The following is a 16138-nucleotide window of genomic DNA, read 5'->3' on the forward strand; positions in this document are numbered from 1 at the left end:
GCTGTTAGTGCTCGTTGGTGCGATTGACCAGTAGCGTGTAGGTGAACGCCATCGGCCATACAAATAGGCAACTCAAAAACCAAAACCAGCTGCCTGCAAAGTAGGCGCGCCGCATCGCCACAAACATGGTTGCAAACACGAGCAGAGGGAGAACAAGGACAAAAACCTTTTCCCATAAGTTCATTTCACTGCCGGCAAGGACGCCATCAGTCATGCGAGGCTGACCGGAAATGAGCCACAAATAGCCACCTGCAGCAATCAGAAATCCTAAAGCCAAATATGGAATGGCATTGTCCCGATTCATTGCCGTATTATTTTTTTTCGGGAGAGGTTTTTTTATCGCCGGTGTTGGTATCGAGCAGGACATATTCGCCATCGCGGCCCCAATGCGGCGATTGCGTATCCAGTTTCACGCAAGGACGCCCGCCGCAGGACGTGATGCCCACGCGCGAATAAGCCTCGAGCACTTCCGCCTGCATGCGCACCGCCGCGGCGCGTTCGCGCGCTTCGTGATACTGCTGCCACTGGAACCAGGTCAGCAGGCCGCCGCCGAGCAACAGCAACGCCAGCACGCCGCCGACGGCGGCATACGCCAGCCAGATCAGCCGCCGCACGTGCGCGGCCGCGGTTTCCTGGCTCTGGGCCATGGCCTTGCTCGCGTTGCCGAGCTTGGACGAGGCGGCGGTGATGGCCTGGTCGTATTTGGCCGTGCCCTCGGTCATGGCCGAATCCATGCCTTCCTGCACCAGCTGGGAGACCCGGGTGCCGGCATTGCTGACCACTTGGTCAACATCGTGGCGAATCTGGTAAATCGCCTCTTCCAGCGCCGTCACCGCCTGCTTGTGCTCCTGGACGGTGGCTTCCGAGCGCCGCTCCAGGGTTTCGGCCAGCAGGGCCAGCCGCTTGGCAGTTTCTACAAGTGTCGAAAATTCCTGATCCATCGCCAGTCCCTCGGTCCGGTGGCCGAGATTATCCGGTATTCATCCCAAAGTCCGAGAAAATCGGTTGTTTCCCGCGGTTAACGGGAGTAGATTCCGCCGCCACCATCCAAAGACTAAGGAGAGTAACGATGGCAGAGCCCCGTTTTACCGATAAAACCCTCTATGGCGCGAGTGGACACCCGCGCTCGGTGGACATCGAGCAGGATAAGCTCGGTGACTGCTACTTCGTTTCCCCGCTCGGTTCGCTGGCCGAACAGCAGCCGGGGCGGCTCGAAAACGCGATCAAATACAACGCCGACAAGGGCACTTTCACCGTCACCCTGTACAAGGAAGAGAGCACTGGCTTCCTGGGGCTGGGAGACAAGGTGACCAAGCCGGTCAGCATTGAAGTGACGCAGGCCGAGCTCGAATACAACATCAAGCGCCAGGGCGGCAGCACCGTCGACAACAATCCAGGCAGCAACGGCCCGGTTTGGCCAGCTGTCATGGAAACCGCCTTTGCCAAGATGCACGACTCCAATGCGAAGAACGGCCTGGAAGAAGGCTTCGAGGCGATCCGTCATGGCGGCTGGCCGCGCGATGCCTTGTTCACGCTCACCGGCGTGAAGGGCGAGACGGTGATGGCCTCCGACGTGAAGGACATGGGCACCGAAGACGCTCTCAAGAAGCTCGGTGGCGCGCTGGCGGATCATCGCCCGGTCATGCTGTCCACGACGCCGGAAAACACGGCCAGCTTCTTCGGCCTGATCGGCAAGGATGCGCCGCAGGACGGTCTCGCCGACAACCACGCCTACATGGTCGAGAAGGTCTACAAGGACAAGAACGGCGACGTGCAGGTGCAGGTGCGCAACCCCTGGGGCACCAACATGGGTATCGGCGAAGGCCACGACACGCCCAATGCCAGCTTCACCGTCAAGCTGAAGGACATCATGGATGGCGGCGGCCTGGGCCGTTTCGACATCGGTCCGGCGCCCTCGCAGAAACCCACGCTCGCGCAGGCGGACGTGAAGACCGGCGACCCGCAGGTCGACACGATGCTGGCGAGCCTGAGCGATCCGGCGGGGCTGAAGCAGTCCATGCAGAACCTGGCGTCCTCGCCCGCGGGCCAGCAGTTCGCTGCCAGCGGCCGCGAGCAGTTCCAGGAACAGCAGAACCGCGAGCAGCAAGCCGCGCTTACCGTACAGCCGGACGAAGCGACGCAGAACGCGACACGCAGTCCGATGAGGCATGGCTGAAGCTGCGCATCGCCTCCTTCCCGATGTTCCGCGCCGGGCGCGGAACATCGGTCAGAGGAGCGCCGCGACTGGATTCAAACCGCGTTCCGCAAACAACATCATGATGCTCCTGCTGCTGTGCGCGGCAGGCTGCACACCAGCAGCAGAGGACACCATGTCGATCAACGAAATCCCGCCTTTCTCCGTAGCGCAGCCGGTATCCGCGCAGGACCATGCCGAGCAGCAGGCCGCGTTCGTCGACGCCTTGGGCCGGCAGTGGCAGGGCAAGTACCGCATCACCGGCCAGCGCCTGTTCGTCTACGCGGCGCCGGCCAAGTGGGTGGTGCTGGACAAGTTCGTGGACAACCACGTGCAGGACAAGCTTGGCGGCAAACGTGAATACGACGAGCAGAACCTCCCCGGCGTGTCCGCGGCGGTGGTCTGGAAGATCGGCACGTTCCGCACCCACCGCGTCGCCGTGGCGATGGCCGACACGGCCCTGCCGGACGGCGGTACCCTGTTCGGGTATTTCGAGGTCGAAAAAGATTAAAATCCACCCCGTGCGCATTCAGGATCGATTCGCGCCGTCATCACCCAACGACTAAGACTAAGGAGAGCAACGATGGCAGACCCCCGTTTCACCGACAAAACCCTGTATGGCGCGTCCGGGCATCCGCGCATGTCGGACATCAATCAGGACTCGATCGGCGACTGTTATTTCGTGGCGCCGCTCGGCGCGCTGGCCGAACAGCAGCCCAGCCGTGTCGAGAACGCGATCCAGTACAACGCCGACAAGAACACCTTCACCGTCACGCTGTACAAGGAAGAGGGCACCGGTCCGCTCGGCCTGTTCGGCAGTGAGGTGAAGCCGGTCAAGATCGAAGTGACGCAGGCCGAACTCGAATACAACCTCAAGCGCGGCGGCGGCAGCACGGTCGACAACAATCCCGGCACCAACGGCCCGATCTGGCCGGCGGTGATGGAAACCGCCTTTGCCAAGATGCACGACAGCGATCCGAAGGACGGCTTGAAGGAAGGCTTCGATGCGATCGAAGGCGGCAAGTCCTACAACGCCAACTTCGCGCTCACCGGTATCAAGAGCGAAACCGTCAGCGCCTCCAGCATCGACAGCATGGGCATGGACGAAGCGCTGAAGAAGATCGACGGCGCCATGAAGGAGCATCGTCCGGTCTCGCTCTCCACGGATCCGGAAAAGACCTCGAGCCTCTTCGGCCTGGTCGGGACGGATGCGCCGCAGGACGGCCTCGTCGACAACCACGTCTACATGGTCGAGAAGATCTACAAGGATACGAACGGCGACGTGCAGGTGCAGGTGCGCAATCCCTGGAACAGCAACGCGGGCGTCGGCGAAGGCCACGACACGCCCAATGCGAGCATCACGGTGAAGCTGAAGGACATCGTCGACGGCGGCGGCCTGGAGATGTTCGACATCGGGCCCAAGCCGAGCGAGAAGCCGACCCTTGCACAGGCGTCGACCGGCGACCGTCACGTCGATGCCATGCTGGCGAGCCTGGACAATCCGGCGGCGATGAGGGAATCGATGAAAACGCTGGCTGCCTCGGCCGACGCCCAGGCGTTCGTCGCGGATGGTCGCGCGCAAGCCGACAAGCAGCAGGCAGCGGAAGTGAAGCCGGTCGAGCCGGCACCGACGCAAACCACACCGGCGATGCGTATGTGAACGATTGTTCGTTCATGCGCCGGGCGCTTGAGGAGTTGAGATGACCCGTTCCACGAAGAACAGCCCGATCCTCTTCTGCCGGAGACTCCTCTTCTGGCAGAGCATCGCGATAGCCCTGCTGCTGTGCGCGGCAGGTTGTACGACGGCAAAGGACACCACCATGTTGATTGACGAAATTCCTCTCTTCTCGGCGGGCAACCCGATCGGTGAAGGGCAGTACACCGAACAGAAGACCGCATTGATCCAGGCGCTGGAACAGCACTGGCAGGGCAAGTATCGGGTCGTGGGACAGCGCTTCTTCGTCTATCCGGCGCCGGCCAAGTGGGTGATCCTGGACAAGTTCGTGAGCAATCACGTCCAGGACAAGATGGGCGGTTCGCCGGAATACGACGAGCACGGCGAGCCGGACATCCCCGGTTTCACCGCGGTCGATGTGTGGAAGATCGGCATGCTGCGGCCGCGCTACGTCGGCGTCACCATGGCCCATCAGCCGCTGCCCGACGGCAGTGTGCTCTACGCCTACCTGGAAGTGGAAAAACTGTAAGCGGAGGCGCCACGCATCGGCGCGGCGCCGGCCGAAGTGTGTTCATCGAGGTCTGCGTAGACTCGCCGTGTCTTCAGTCGATACGAGCGGCGCGGCGATGCGGAAATCCTTGCGAATGATGGGGGCTCTGTTGGCCGCGTGCGCGGTCCCGGCGACCGCCGCCGCGCAGAATTACGTGGTCGATCTCTCGCAGGTCGACCCCACCGCGATCCTGGCCAGTGCCGGCGACGTGCTGATGCGCGCGCCGGACAGCGCCATCGACGACCTGTTCCAGGCCGCCCATCAGGCCTCGCAATCGCCGCGCGACGCATCGACCTTGTGCGCGCTGTTCGATCCGCACGCCGATCGCAGCTTCGAGGCGCTGGCCGCCACCGCCAACCGGCTCGGACAAGCCAGCCGCGAACGCTTCGGCACGGCCCTGCTCAACATCGCCGCCGTCGGCTTGCAGGCGCCGCGCCAGCCCTTCGATGCCGCGGCCGCCACCAAGACGCTCAAGCAGGCCGGCGTCACGGCGATGCTGCTGCACGACGATTTCATGCTTGGCATGACCGCCTCCGGTGCCGACCAGCCCAGCCGCGACGCGCGCTGTCGTTCCTTCGGCTGGATGCTCGATGCGCTCAAGGACGTGCCGCGGCCGCAGCGCGCCGCGGCGACGCGCCTGATGCTCAACGAAGGGTTGCAGCAACTCGCGCCGCGCTAGCGCTTGTCCGTCAGCAGATCGCGATGGAAGAAGTAGACCTCGCGCAACAGGAACTGCCAGCGCGTGCGGAAGCTGCGGAAGCGGCTGCTCGGCGTGGGTGATCCGAGCGCATCGATGCCGAGTTCGCGGCATAGGCGCAGCGCGCGCGCCATGTGCAGCGGGTCGCTGACGATGATCGCGCGATGCAGATCGTGCTCGCGCATCAGCGCGCGGGTTTCGACCAGATTGGCGTAGGTGGTGCGCGAGCGCTTCTCGATCAGGATCGCGTTCGCGGGCACGCCGTGCTTGATCGCATAGCGGCGCGATACTTCCGATTCGGCGAAGCGCGCGCCGGTGCCGAAACCGCCGGTGAAGATCAGCATGGGAGCATTGCCCGCGCGATACAGCGCGATGCCGTGATCCACGCGCGAAGCCAGCACGGGCGAGGGCACGGCATCGTAGGCGGCCGCGCCCAGCACCACGACCGCATCGGCATGCACGTCGGATCGCGCGGCCTGATCGCGTTCGCCGACATAGATGATCCACGCCGCGACGCCGACCAGCCACAGCACGGCTAGCATGATTAGTTTCTGCAGGAAGCCGAACAGACGGCGCGCTAGCGAACGCTTCGGTTTCATGCCGTGGCGATGGACCACGGCAAGGCGTCGAGATCGACGTTGCCGCCCGAGAGGATCAGGCCGACGCGCTGCCCCGCGAAGCGTTCGCGATTCGCGAGCACCGCGGCCAGCGTGATCGCCGAGGAAGGCTCCACCAGCTGTTTCGCGCGCTGCCACAGCAGGCGCATCGCGGCCGTGGTCGCGGCATCGTCGACAACGAGCGCTTCCGCCCGCGCCGCGCGCAGCAGCGAGAAATTCGGCGCGCCGAGCGTGCCACGCAGGCCATCGCAGATCGTGTCGGGCACGAAATCGACGACGCGCTCGCCACTTCGAAGCGATGCCGCGGTCTCGGCGGCACCGGCCGGCTCGGCCAGGAACAGCCGCGTCCGTGGCGACACCGCCTCCAGCGCCAGCGCGGTGCCCGAGGCGAGACCGCCGCCACCGACCGGCACCACCAGCGCGTCGAACGGTCCGCCGGCGTTGAGCAATTCCAGCGTCGCCGTGCCCTGTCCCGCGATCACGCGCGCATCGGTGTAGGGATGCACCAGTTCGGCGCCGGTCTCCGCCTGCACGCGCGCGCAGGCAGCCTCGCGCGCGGCGATGCTCGGTGCGCAGCGATGCAGGATCGCGCCGTAGGCTTCGATCGCCGCCAGCTTGGCCTGCACCGCGCCTTCGGGCACCACCACGTGGCAGGGAATGCCGCGCGTGCGCGCCGCCAGCGCCAGCGCGCCGCCGTGGTTGCCGGAAGAATGCGTGACCACGCCGCGCGCGGCCTGCGCCTCGGACAGCGACCACACCGCGTTGCAGGCGCCGCGGAACTTGAAGGCGCCGGCGCGCTGCAGGTGTTCGGCCTTGAACGAGAGCGTGGCGCCGGCGATCGCATCGAGCGAAGCGCTATGCAGCATCGGCGTGACGTGCGCATGTCCGGCGATGCGCGCGGCGGCCGCGAGCAGATCGGGGTAGGTGAGTGTGGTGGGATCCATGCGTCCAGCTTGGCGTCTGCCCGCGTGGCCTGTCCAGACACCGGAGGCGCGGTGCGCAGATGAACCTGCGTTCGCCGGAATCTGTCGCGGCCTGGAACGCCGTGTCGCGAATCTGTGCCAAGCCGGTTCAATTAAGCACGGATTCAAAACGGGAAGACGATGCTGGCCGCAGTTGTCCACAGGGGACGTGCCATGCTTCGCCGAATTTCCCTCGCCCTGCTCGCCGCCGCTGCGCTCAGCGGCTGCGTCACCGACTACGGTTACCGTAGCGGCGCGGGCGACTATTACTACGGCCGCCCCTCTGTCGAGTACTACGGCTACGACGATTACTACTACGGCGGCGCGCCCTACGGCAGCCTCAGCTACGGCTATTACCCGCGCGGATGGGGCTATTACGGTTATCCCAATTACTACGGCTATCCGTCGTACTACTACCCGCCGTACTACTGGCGCCACCACCATCCGCATCGGCCGGACCGCCCGCCACCGACGACCTCGCGTCCGGGACCGATCATGAGCAACCCGTTGCCGCCGAACCGTGGCGTCCGCCCGATCCGGCCGCCCAGCTCGGGCCAGCTGCCACCGAGCGTCCGTCCGCCGTTGCCGGGGAATCCGGCGCGTCCGGGTGGTTCGGATGGGTTCCGCCGGGCCCCGATCATGTCGCGCCCCACTCCCTGGCGGGGCGGGGAGCGTCCACCGGTCTCCAACGGAATCGGTCGTCCGATGCCGGCGATGCCGAGCCGCCCCATGCCCGGGATCGAGCGTCCGCGCCCCGTAGCGCCGCCTCAGGCCGCCCCACGGCCGCCGGCCGCGCCTAGAGCGGCTCCCAGAATTCAACTCCGCGACCGTGGTCGCGATCTCGAGCGCTGAGGGTGCTTGCTTCCGAGGCCGGATGGCCGCAAGCTAGACGTCTGTGACCGAGAGCGTCGGGTTTGGACGCAATCGGGCCAATCTATGTCGACTCCCGGCGGGGTAATCCGGATCCCCCCTGTTCCGCTCCCCGTCGGGCGTCGGCGCCTCTCCTCGGACTGACGCCAGGAAGGCCTTCCCCAGGCCTGTGCGCGGTCAACCCCTTGCCCAGGGCGGCGCGCAAAAGAATAGGGGCCGAATGTCCCCCGACATTCGGCCCCCGTGGCTACCCCAGTGTGCGCGTGGCCGGCCCTGTTCCATTCCCAGCCAGCGCCCCCTTGTGCGCTTGCCACACCGGGTGCATCGATAGAGCATGCAGGAAGCGTGCCAACTTCTGACGCATTGGGTCCGTTCCGCGCGAAGCGAATAGAATTCACGACGGCGCCTTCACGCAGGCGCCGTTTTGGTCACTGACATGAAGAACTCTTTCCACCATTACGACGTCATCGTGATCGGCGGTGGTCACGCCGGCACCGAGGCCGCGCTCGCATCCGCGCGCGCCGGCAGCCGCACGCTGCTGCTCACCCACAACATCGAAACCGTGGGCGCGATGAGCTGCAATCCGGCCATCGGCGGCATCGGCAAGGGTCACCTGGTGAAGGAGATCGACGCGCTTGGCGGCGTCATGGCCAAGGCCGCGGATGCCGCCGGCATCCAGTGGCGGCGCCTGAATGCCTCCAAGGGGCCGGCCGTGCGTGCCACGCGCTGCCAGGCCGATCGTAATCTCTATCGCGGTTACATCCGTCGCGCGGTGGAGTCGCAGCCGAACCTCACCATCTTCCAGTCAGCCGTCGATGACCTGATCATCGATGGCGACACCGTGTGCGGCGCCATCACCCAGACCGGCCTGCGCTTCGAAGCGCCCGCGGTGGTGCTCACCGCCGGCACCTTCCTCGCCGGCAAGATCCACGTCGGCGAAACCCAGTACGCCGCGGGCCGCGCCGGCGATCCGCCGGCCGCGACACTGGCGGCCAGGTTGCGCGAACGCCCGGCATTCGTCATCGATCGTCTGAAGACCGGCACCCCGCCGCGCATCGATGGCCGCACCCTCGACTACTCGGTGATGGCCGAACAGCCGGGTGACGATCCGCGTCCGGTGTTCTCCTTCCTGGGCAGCACCGCCGACCATCCGCGTCAGGTCTCGTGCTGGATCACCCATACCACCGAGCGCACCCACGAGATCATCCGCGGCGCCCTGCATCGCTCGCCGCTGTACAGCGGCCAGATCGAAGGCATCGGCCCGCGCTACTGCCCCTCGATCGAGGACAAGGTGGTGCGCTTCGCCGACAAGGCCAGCCACCAGATCTTCGTCGAGCCGGAAGGGCTCGACGTGGCGGAGATCTACCCCAACGGCATCTCCACCTCGCTGCCGTTCGATGTGCAGCTGGAACTGGTGCGCTCGATCCGCGGTTTCGAGCATGCGCACCTCACCCGCGCCGGCTACGCCATCGAATACGATTTCTTCGACCCGCGTGGCCTGAAGGCCTCGCTGGAGACCAAGGCGGTGAACGGCCTGTTCTTCGCCGGCCAGATCAACGGCACCACCGGTTACGAGGAAGCGGCCGCGCAGGGCCTGATCGCCGGCCTGAACGCTGCGCGCCATGCGCAGGAGCGCGACGCCTGGTCGCCGCGCCGCGACCAGGCCTACATCGGCGTGCTGATTGACGACCTGATCACCCACGGCACCAACGAACCGTATCGCATGTTCACCTCGCGCGCCGAATACCGGCTGCAACTGCGCGAGGACAACGCCGACCTGCGTCTGACCGAAACCGGCCGCGAACTCGGCCTGGTCGACGAAGCGCGCTGGCGCGCATTCGCGCGCAAGCGCGATGCCGTCGCCGCCGAAACCCAGCGCCTGCGCGGCCTGTGGGCGGCGCCCAACAACCTCGTCGGTCGCGAAGCGGTGGCCACGCTCGGCATCGAGCTCAATCGCGAGACCAACGTGCTCGACCTGCTGCGCCGTCCCGAACTTGATTACGCCAAGCTGATGACGGTCTCCGCCTTCGTGCCCACGCCAGAAGGTTCGCGCGTGGATGACGCGGTTGCCGAACAAGTGGAGATCGAAGCCAAGTACTCGGGCTATCTGAATCGGCAGCGCGAGGAAATCGCACGCCAGCAACGCCACGAAGACACCGCGATTCCCGCGGATTTCGACTACGCCGGCGTGCGCGGCCTCTCCGCCGAAGTGCAGCAGAAACTCGAACGCGTGCGCCCGCAGACCATCGGCCAGGCGCAGCGCATTCCCGGCATGACGCCGGCGGCGATCTCGCTGCTGTTGGTGCATCTCACCCGCGCGCGTCGGGCGCAGGTGGCATGAGCGAGGCGGTGGGTTCCGACACCATCCATCCGATCGCCCCGGAAAAACGCCAGGCAGTGTTGACGGCATTGGAGGACATCGAGCGTGCCCACGACGTGCGCGTGCTATTCGCGTGCGAATCCGGAAGTCGTGGCTGGGGATTCTCCTCTCCCGACAGCGACTACGACGCACGCTTCGTCTACGTGCATCGGCGTGACTGGTATCTCACCGTCAACGAGAGAACGCGGCCGGGGCAGCCGCAGCGCGACGTCATCGAGGTGCCGATCGACGCCGAACTCGACATAAGCGGATGGGATCTCCGAAAAGCACTGCGCTTGTTGTCGAAATCCAATCCGACGCTCAATGAATGGCTGCGTTCGCCCGTCGTCTATCGTGAGGACGATGTATGGGCGGAAGAACTCAGACAGCTTGTGGAGCGTTTTTATTCGCCGATCGGCGCCTGGTATCACTACCTGAGCATGGCGAAAGGGAATTTCCGTGGTTATCTGCGCGGAGAGCAGGTGCGCACCAAGAAATATTTGTATGTGTTGCGGCCGGTGCTGGCTTGTTTATGGATACGGCAATCCACGAGTCCACCGCCAATGGCGTTCGAGGAACTGCTCGAGCGATTGTTGCCGTCGGGCGATCTTCGGGAAGCAATAGACCGGTTGCTGGAAGTCAAACGCCGCAGCGCCGAAGTCGCGGACGGCCCGAGAATTCCCGAGATCAGCGATTTTCTCGAAAGTTCTTTGGCAGAACTCGAAACGGCTTCACCCGAGCTGGGCGGCCCTATCGGCCACCCGGATGAACTCGATGCGTTCTTGCGTCGCGCGCTGTCGTCCCAGCCATAACCGTCGAACCACTCTTCATGACGGGGCGGACTTCGCCTGATGCGGCGTAATGCCCATCGAAAGCTTGAACGCCCGGCTGAATGCCGCTTCCGATGCGAAACCGACGCGATAGGCAACCTCGCCAACCTTGAGGTTGCCGCTGCGCAGCAGATCCGCCGCCAGTTGCAGCCTCCAGTGCGTGAGGTATTTCTGCGGTGATGTTCCGATCAAACGCGTGAAGCGTTCGGCGAATGCGGATTTCGACATGCCCGCGATCCGCGCCAGCGTCGTCACGCTCCATGAGCCGGCGGGGTCGCCGTAGAAGGCACTGAGCGCCCTGCCGATGCGCTCATCCTGCAGCACGGCCAGCCATTTTCCATCCTTCTGCTCATACTGCGACCAGAAACGCAGCACACGGATGACCAGGACATCGATCAGCCGCGAGATCATCAAGGTTGCGCCCGGCTTGGGGTCATGCGCTTCGATCATGATGAAGTGAACGAGAAGATCGAGCCATTGGCTGGCATCACCGTCGTTCTTTCGGACGTTGATGATCTCCGGTAATCGTCCCGTGATCGAAGCGACGGCGCTGGGGTCGACGCCGAACAAGCCGGTGTTGAGTTTCGTGACAGGCTCGCGTTCTCGCGATTTCCTGCCTTTGTTCGCTTCGGAGGGCGTCTCCTCGTCGAGACCGTGCTTGGCCGCAGGATGCTGCGCGCAAGCGCTGATGCAATGTCCCTTGCTGTGCGGCAACAGGATCAGATCGCCCTCCGACATCGCGATGGGATCGCAATCGCCATACCACACCCAGGCATTGCCTTTCTCGACGTAATGGAAATATCCGAAGCCAGGTTCCAGCTGCAGTGCCGAGTGTTCGTGCAGATCGCGGATGTGAATTCTGTAGCCGCTCAGTCGCACCAGCTGCAGTACGCGCGAGAGAAGGTCCATCTCCATCGCTGTATTGGTGTTCTGAGCAAGAAATCTGTCTTTTCGAGCATGGACCTTCTTCATAGCGCCCCCTAAGTTACGACGGCATCGATCGTCGTCATCGCTAGTGCCGGGGAAGATACGACATTTGGCATGACGTCATCGATGAAATTGAACGCTTCGCGAGGATTCGTTTAAGCGACTCGCTCGCGAGCATGTTGTCGATGCTGCCATTTGCTTTGCAGCCGCATGGCGGTGCCCGGAGGAATCGATATGAAGAAGATTGTTCGTACAAAAACAATGAAGCCGCTTCTCGCAGCGACGTTCGTGCTGATGATGAGCATCGCAATCCATCCACGTGCGGAGGCGCAATCCATGACGGACAAGACGGTATCGGCGAAACCCAGCATCGTGCTCGTTCATGGCGCATGGGCGGACGGGTCGAGTTGGAGCGAGGTGATTCCGCGATTGCAGAAAAAGGGATATGAAGTGCTCGCTGCACAATTGCCGCGGTCGTCGCTGGCCGATGACGTGGCCGCGACCGCGCGCACACTGGCGCGGGTCAAGGGCCCGACGATCCTGGTGGGGCATTCCTGGGGCGGTGTTGTCATCACCGAAGCAGGCAACGCCGAACAGGTGGCCGGCCTGGTCTATGTTTCGAGCGTGCAGCCTGAAGCGGGTGAATCGCTTGGCGATCTGCTGCATCTGGAGCAGTTCGCGCCGCCTTCCGGCGCCAAGAGCCTGCAACCGGATGCCACGGGTTATTTCTGGCTCGATCCGGCCGGATTGAAGGATGCGTTCGCGGCCGATCTTCCTGCGGACAAGGTGGCCCTGATCACCGCCACGCAAGGCCCGCTGGCCGGCAAGACGCTAGGCGACAAGATCACCACCCCCGCGTGGAAGAGCAAGCCGAGCTGGAGCATCATCCCCCAACAGGATCATTCGATCAGTCCTGAACTGCAGGCCTGGACCGCCAAGCGCGCGAAGATCACTCCGGTCACTGTCGACAGCAGTCACGTGGTCATGCTCGCGCATCCGGACGACGTGGTCCGCCTGATCGAAACCGCTGCGCAGGGGGTTGCGTCGAAGAAAGCGCCGGAGTGACTTCGATGAAGCCCCTCCTGGCGTTTGTTTTGTTCATTACTTTTATTCTTGGTGCGGTGTGGGCATTCGCGCAGCCACCAAAACCGTCACCGGCATCCAACTCTGACGAGCCGAAACCCAGGATCATCGTGATGGATCCGACGCCTGGTTCGCTGGCCAAGCAAGGCGCGGTGGTCGCGTTCCGCGTGGAGAACATCACGATGTCGCCGATCTTCGGGCGCGAGGCGTTGGAGGCAAGGCCTCGCCTCGGGCATTTGCACGTCACCGTCGACGATCTGGCATGGCACTGGGTGCATACCACCAGTGAGGCGATCCAGATCAGGGGCTTCGCGTCCGGCAGGCATAAGCTGTTGCTGGAGCTGGCCGATCCCACGCACCGTGTCATCGATGCGCAGGCGGTGGAGTTCACGGTCCTGCCGGAGGAATCCGCATCACATTGATGGTCTGGTGGTGAACGAAGGGCGGCGCGACTTCGCCAGTGGCGCCGCCTGTGCCGTTACGATCCGCCGCGCGCCTTGGCGAAGGCATCGGCAAGCGCGCTGTTGAATGCCGGTTGTGCCGGGCGTGCTTGCGGGGCGTTCTGACGCGGGCGCGCATCACGGTTGTCGCGATTTGCGCGTTGCGCATTGCGCTCCTCGCGCGGTGCCGGCGCGTCATCCAGCCGGCGCGTGAGGGCGATGCGCTTGCGCGCGACGTCGACCTCCAGCACCTTCACCTTGACGATGTCGCCGGCCTTGACCACGTCACGCGGGTCCTTCACGAACTTGTCCGACAGCGCGGAGATGTGAATCAGGCCATCCTGATGCACGCCGATGTCGACGAAGGCGCCGAACGCGGCGACGTTGCTGACCACGCCTTCCAGGATCATGCCTTCGCGCAGGTCCTTGATGTCCTCGACGCCATCCGCAAATCGCGCCGCCTTGAATTCAGGGCGCGGGTCGCGACCGGGTTTCTCCAGCTCCTTGAGGATGTCGCGCACGGTGGGCACACCGAATTTCTCGTCTGTGAACTGTTCCGGCTTCAGGGTGCGCACGAAGCTGGCGTCGCCGATGAGCTGCTTCACGTCGCGATCGCTGCTGGCGAGGATGCGCTCGACCACGGGATAGGCTTCCGGATGCACGGCCGAAGCGTCGAGCGGCTGTTCGCCGTCGGCGATGCGCAGGAAGCCGGCACACTGTTCGAACGTCTTCTCGCCCAGGCGCGGCACCTTGAGCAGATCCTTGCGCGACTTGAACGGGCCGTTGGCATCGCGATGCACGATGATGTTTTCGGCCACCGACGGTGACAGGCCCGACACGCGCGCCAGCAGCGCGCTGGAGGCAGTATTGACGTAGACGCCGACCGCGTTGACGCAATCCTCGACCTTTGCGTCGAGCGCGCGCGCGAGGCGGAACTGGTCGACATCGTGCTGGTACTGGCCGACACCGATCGCCTTGGGTTCGATCTTCACCAGCTCCGCCAATGGATCCTGCAAGCGGCGCGCAATGGAGACCGCGCCGCGCAGTGACACGTCGAGCCCCGGGAACTCTTTCGCCGCCAGTTCGGATGCCGAATACACCGAAGCGCCGGCTTCGCTGACGACGATCTTCTGCAACTTCAATTCAGGGCAGGCCTTGATCACCTCGCCGGCGAGCTTGTCGGTTTCGCGGCTGGCGGTGCCGTTGCCGATGGCGATCAGTTCGACCTTGTGTTTGGTGCACAAGGCTTTCAGCGTCTGCAGCGATTCGTTCCACTGGCGTCTGGGTTCGTGCGGGTAGATGGTGTCGGTCGCCACCAGTTTGCCGGTGGCGTCGACCACGGCGATCTTGCAGCCGGTGCGAATGCCGGGATCGAGACCGAGCACGGTCTTGGGGCCGGCGGGTGCGGCCAGCAGGAGGTCTTTCAGGTTGTCGCCGAACACGTCGATCGCTTCGGCCTCGGCCTTTTCGCGCGCCTGCGCAAACAGATCGATCATCAGGTGCAGATGCAGCTTGGCCTTCCACGCCAATTTGCATGCGGTCTTCAGCCAGGCGTCGGCGGCACGGCCGCGATCTTCGATGCCGGCGTGGCGCGCGACGCGGCCCTCGCCATGCAGATGGCCGGCGTCGGCGTCGCTGCCCGGGTCCAGTTCCAGTTGCAGGAATTCCTCGCGACGGCCGCGGAACAGCGCCAGCAGACGATGCGACGGAATCTTCGCCAGCGGTTCGGCATGATCGAAGTAGTCGCGGAATTTCTCGCCGGCCGCTTCCTTGCCTTCGGTGACGCGGGCGCGGATCACGCCGACGTCGGTCAGCCAGTTGCGCAGTTCGCCGAGCAGAGCGGCATCCTCGCTCCAGCGTTCGATCAGGATCGCGCGCGCGCCTTCCAGCGCGGCCTTGACGTCGGCGATGCCTTTCTCGGCATCGACGAAAGTGGCCGCCAGGGTCTCCGGCACTTGCGTCGGATCGGCGAGGAGCCCGTCGGCCAGCGGTTCCAGCCCGGCCTCGCGCGCGATCTGCGCGCGCGTGCGGCGCTTCTGCTTGTAGGGCAGGTAGAGGTCTTCCAGTCGTGCCTTGCTGTCGGCCGCTTCGATCTCGCCGCGCAGTTCGTCGGTGAGCTTGCCCTGTTCCTCGATGCTGGCCAGGATCGCCGCGCGGCGGTCTTCCAGTTCGCGCAGATAGGTCAGGCGGGTTTCCAGCGTGCGCAGCTGCGTGTCGTCGAGGCCGCCGGTGACTTCCTTGCGGTAGCGGGCGATGAAGGGCACGGTGGCGCCTTCGTCGAGCAGCGCGATCGCGGCGGTGGTCTGTTCGGCGCGTGCGCCGATTTCCTCGGCGATGGTGTGGGCGATCTTGCGCGTGAGCGCGACGACGTTGTGGTCTTGCATTGCATCCGTCAGCTGTGCGGCCCATCGCCGCGAATCACCGATTGTCGCAATGTGACGGCGTGCCCGAAACCCGTTGACAAGCGCGGCGGGATTGTCTTGCGTTCAGACCTTGCGCTCGACGCGCGCCGCATCCTCGTCATTGAGCCGGCGGCGCCACGGCAGCGGAATGCCGTACAGCATCAGCGCCAGCCAGGCCAGCCGGCTCGACCAGCTTTCGCGATAGGGTGATTGCAGCCCGGGATCTTGCGCGTCGCCGTCCTCGTCGAGCGCATAGTCGCCCGCTTCCATCGCGCGCAGCACCGCGCGGGCGCGTTCGGCGTGAATGTGGAGCACGCGCAGCTTCACGCCACCGGTCGCCAGCCGCCATTCCCAATTGGCGTAGGCCAGATGCTCGTCGTCCAGGTGCGCCTCGATGCCTTCCGACAACAGCCGGCCGCGCGCCAGATGCGCTTCGATCGGATCGGTGTAGTGGGCGATGGTGGTGAACATGCCTGGAAATATGCGCCGTGCGTACCGCTCGGATAGCATTAACCCGTCCTAGAGTACGCTT

General features: G+C 64.5%; 17 protein-coding genes. 10 read left to right on the forward strand and 7 right to left on the reverse strand.

Annotated features, from left to right (window positions below):
* Positions 1 to 4 precede the first annotated feature (4 nt).
* Together AC1RNP_RS02500 and AC1RNP_RS02505 are read right to left on the reverse strand one after the other, a co-directional pair.
* Complete coding sequence (locus AC1RNP_RS02500) at positions 5 to 304, reverse strand: hypothetical protein (RefSeq protein ID WP_493049646.1); 300 nt, start codon at positions 302 to 304, stop codon at positions 5 to 7.
* Between the two features lie 7 nt (positions 305 to 311).
* Positions 312 to 941 (reverse strand): hypothetical protein, encoded by a 630-nt coding sequence (locus tag AC1RNP_RS02505; RefSeq protein WP_493049647.1) that lies wholly within the window; start codon positions 939 to 941, stop codon positions 312 to 314.
* Between the two features lie 128 nt (positions 942 to 1069).
* On the opposite strand from AC1RNP_RS02505, the gene AC1RNP_RS02510 reads away from it, so the two are divergent.
* The 5 genes from AC1RNP_RS02510 (at position 1070) to AC1RNP_RS02530 (ending at position 5098) form a co-directional block, all read left to right on the forward strand.
* Positions 1070 to 2176 (forward strand): C2 family cysteine protease, encoded by a 1107-nt coding sequence (locus AC1RNP_RS02510; protein ID WP_493049648.1) that lies wholly within the window; start codon positions 1070 to 1072, stop codon positions 2174 to 2176.
* A gap of 154 nt (positions 2177 to 2330) precedes the next feature.
* Positions 2331 to 2705, forward strand: coding sequence for a hypothetical protein (locus tag AC1RNP_RS02515; protein WP_493049650.1), 375 nt, complete (start codon positions 2331 to 2333; stop codon positions 2703 to 2705).
* A gap of 72 nt (positions 2706 to 2777) precedes the next feature.
* On the forward strand, positions 2778 to 3854 hold the full coding sequence (locus tag AC1RNP_RS02520; protein ID WP_493049651.1) for a C2 family cysteine protease: 1077 nt from the start codon (positions 2778 to 2780) through the stop codon (positions 3852 to 3854).
* 40 nt (positions 3855 to 3894) lie between these two features.
* The gene (locus AC1RNP_RS02525; RefSeq protein ID WP_493049652.1) at positions 3895 to 4398 is read left to right on the forward strand and encodes a hypothetical protein; all 504 of its coding nucleotides are present in this window, start codon (positions 3895 to 3897) and stop codon (positions 4396 to 4398) included.
* Positions 4399 to 4465: 67 nt separating this feature from the next.
* Positions 4466 to 5098: a hypothetical protein gene (locus tag AC1RNP_RS02530; protein ID WP_493049653.1), complete on the forward strand. Its 633-nt coding sequence runs from the start codon at positions 4466 to 4468 to the stop codon at positions 5096 to 5098.
* Here AC1RNP_RS02530 and AC1RNP_RS02535 read toward each other — a convergent pair.
* Positions 5095 to 5715, reverse strand: coding sequence for a YdcF family protein (locus AC1RNP_RS02535; RefSeq protein WP_493049654.1), 621 nt, complete (start codon positions 5713 to 5715; stop codon positions 5095 to 5097). The two genes, AC1RNP_RS02530 and AC1RNP_RS02535, sit on opposite strands and share 4 nt — an antisense overlap.
* A complete protein-coding gene (locus tag AC1RNP_RS02540; protein ID WP_493049655.1) occupies positions 5712 to 6677 on the reverse strand; it encodes a pyridoxal-phosphate dependent enzyme in 966 nt (321 codons plus the stop codon). The genes AC1RNP_RS02535 and AC1RNP_RS02540 overlap by 4 nt, the downstream gene beginning before the upstream one ends.
* Before the next feature lie 192 nt (positions 6678 to 6869).
* Here AC1RNP_RS02540 and AC1RNP_RS02545 point away from each other — a divergent pair, with 192 nt between their 5' ends.
* From AC1RNP_RS02545 to AC1RNP_RS02555, 3 genes are all read left to right on the forward strand, one after another.
* A complete protein-coding gene (locus AC1RNP_RS02545) occupies positions 6870 to 7547 on the forward strand; it encodes a hypothetical protein (RefSeq protein WP_493049656.1) in 678 nt (225 codons plus the stop codon).
* A gap of 454 nt (positions 7548 to 8001) precedes the next feature.
* Positions 8002 to 9906 carry a tRNA uridine-5-carboxymethylaminomethyl(34) synthesis enzyme MnmG gene (gene mnmG / locus AC1RNP_RS02550; protein WP_493049657.1) on the forward strand — a complete coding sequence of 635 codons (1905 nt, stop codon included), beginning with the start codon at positions 8002 to 8004 and terminating at the stop codon, positions 9904 to 9906.
* On the forward strand, positions 9903 to 10736 hold the full coding sequence (locus AC1RNP_RS02555) for a nucleotidyltransferase domain-containing protein (RefSeq protein ID WP_493049658.1): 834 nt from the start codon (positions 9903 to 9905) through the stop codon (positions 10734 to 10736). The genes mnmG and AC1RNP_RS02555 overlap by 4 nt, the downstream gene beginning before the upstream one ends.
* 15 nt (positions 10737 to 10751) lie before the next feature.
* Here AC1RNP_RS02555 and AC1RNP_RS02560 read toward each other — a convergent pair whose 3' ends face one another.
* On the reverse strand, positions 10752 to 11669 hold the full coding sequence (locus tag AC1RNP_RS02560) for an AraC family transcriptional regulator (protein WP_493049659.1): 918 nt from the start codon (positions 11667 to 11669) through the stop codon (positions 10752 to 10754).
* 348 nt (positions 11670 to 12017) lie between these two features.
* On the opposite strand from AC1RNP_RS02560, the gene AC1RNP_RS02565 reads away from it, so the two are divergent.
* A complete protein-coding gene (locus tag AC1RNP_RS02565) occupies positions 12018 to 12746 on the forward strand; it encodes an alpha/beta fold hydrolase (RefSeq protein WP_493049660.1) in 729 nt (242 codons plus the stop codon).
* A 5-nt stretch (positions 12747 to 12751) separates the two neighbouring features.
* Positions 12752 to 13186 (forward strand): DUF6130 family protein, encoded by a 435-nt coding sequence (locus tag AC1RNP_RS02570; protein ID WP_493049661.1) that lies wholly within the window; start codon positions 12752 to 12754, stop codon positions 13184 to 13186.
* Between the two features lie 56 nt (positions 13187 to 13242).
* On the opposite strand, the gene AC1RNP_RS02575 is transcribed toward AC1RNP_RS02570, so the two are convergent.
* Together AC1RNP_RS02575 and AC1RNP_RS02580 are read right to left on the reverse strand one after the other, a co-directional pair.
* Positions 13243 to 15588 (reverse strand): Tex family protein, encoded by a 2346-nt coding sequence (locus AC1RNP_RS02575; RefSeq protein ID WP_493049663.1) that lies wholly within the window; start codon positions 15586 to 15588, stop codon positions 13243 to 13245.
* A gap of 102 nt (positions 15589 to 15690) precedes the next feature.
* Complete coding sequence (locus AC1RNP_RS02580; RefSeq protein ID WP_493049664.1) at positions 15691 to 16116, reverse strand: putative signal transducing protein; 426 nt, start codon at positions 16114 to 16116, stop codon at positions 15691 to 15693.
* Positions 16117 to 16138 lie beyond the last annotated feature (22 nt).

The sequence above is a fragment of the Luteimonas sp. GW821-FHT14E02 genome, assembly GCF_058803905.1.

What these genes read in the sequence shown, in the direction of transcription:
- AC1RNP_RS02500 (WP_493049646.1), bottom strand. Translation starts at nt 304, where the DNA reads ATGAATCGGGACAATGCCATTCCATATTTGGCTTTAGGATTTCTGATT.
- AC1RNP_RS02505 (WP_493049647.1), bottom strand. Translation starts at nt 941, where the DNA reads ATGGATCAGGAATTTTCGACACTTGTAGAAACTGCCAAGCGGCTGGCC.
- AC1RNP_RS02510 (WP_493049648.1), top strand. Translation starts at nt 1,070, where the DNA reads ATGGCAGAGCCCCGTTTTACCGATAAAACCCTCTATGGCGCGAGTGGA.
- AC1RNP_RS02515 (WP_493049650.1), top strand. Translation starts at nt 2,331, where the DNA reads ATGTCGATCAACGAAATCCCGCCTTTCTCCGTAGCGCAGCCGGTATCC.
- AC1RNP_RS02520 (WP_493049651.1), top strand. Translation starts at nt 2,778, where the DNA reads ATGGCAGACCCCCGTTTCACCGACAAAACCCTGTATGGCGCGTCCGGG.
- AC1RNP_RS02525 (WP_493049652.1), top strand. Translation starts at nt 3,895, where the DNA reads ATGACCCGTTCCACGAAGAACAGCCCGATCCTCTTCTGCCGGAGACTC.
- AC1RNP_RS02535 (WP_493049654.1), bottom strand. Translation starts at nt 5,715, where the DNA reads ATGAAACCGAAGCGTTCGCTAGCGCGCCGTCTGTTCGGCTTCCTGCAG.
- AC1RNP_RS02540 (WP_493049655.1), bottom strand. Translation starts at nt 6,677, where the DNA reads ATGGATCCCACCACACTCACCTACCCCGATCTGCTCGCGGCCGCCGCG.
- AC1RNP_RS02545 (WP_493049656.1), top strand. Translation starts at nt 6,870, where the DNA reads ATGCTTCGCCGAATTTCCCTCGCCCTGCTCGCCGCCGCTGCGCTCAGC.
- mnmG (WP_493049657.1), top strand. Translation starts at nt 8,002, where the DNA reads ATGAAGAACTCTTTCCACCATTACGACGTCATCGTGATCGGCGGTGGT.
- AC1RNP_RS02555 (WP_493049658.1), top strand. Translation starts at nt 9,903, where the DNA reads ATGAGCGAGGCGGTGGGTTCCGACACCATCCATCCGATCGCCCCGGAA.
- AC1RNP_RS02560 (WP_493049659.1), bottom strand. Translation starts at nt 11,669, where the DNA reads ATGGAGATGGACCTTCTCTCGCGCGTACTGCAGCTGGTGCGACTGAGC.
- AC1RNP_RS02565 (WP_493049660.1), top strand. Translation starts at nt 12,018, where the DNA reads ATGACGGACAAGACGGTATCGGCGAAACCCAGCATCGTGCTCGTTCAT.
- AC1RNP_RS02570 (WP_493049661.1), top strand. Translation starts at nt 12,752, where the DNA reads ATGAAGCCCCTCCTGGCGTTTGTTTTGTTCATTACTTTTATTCTTGGT.
- AC1RNP_RS02575 (WP_493049663.1), bottom strand. Translation starts at nt 15,588, where the DNA reads ATGCAAGACCACAACGTCGTCGCGCTCACGCGCAAGATCGCCCACACC.
- AC1RNP_RS02580 (WP_493049664.1), bottom strand. Translation starts at nt 16,116, where the DNA reads ATGCTATCCGAGCGGTACGCACGGCGCATATTTCCAGGCATGTTCACC.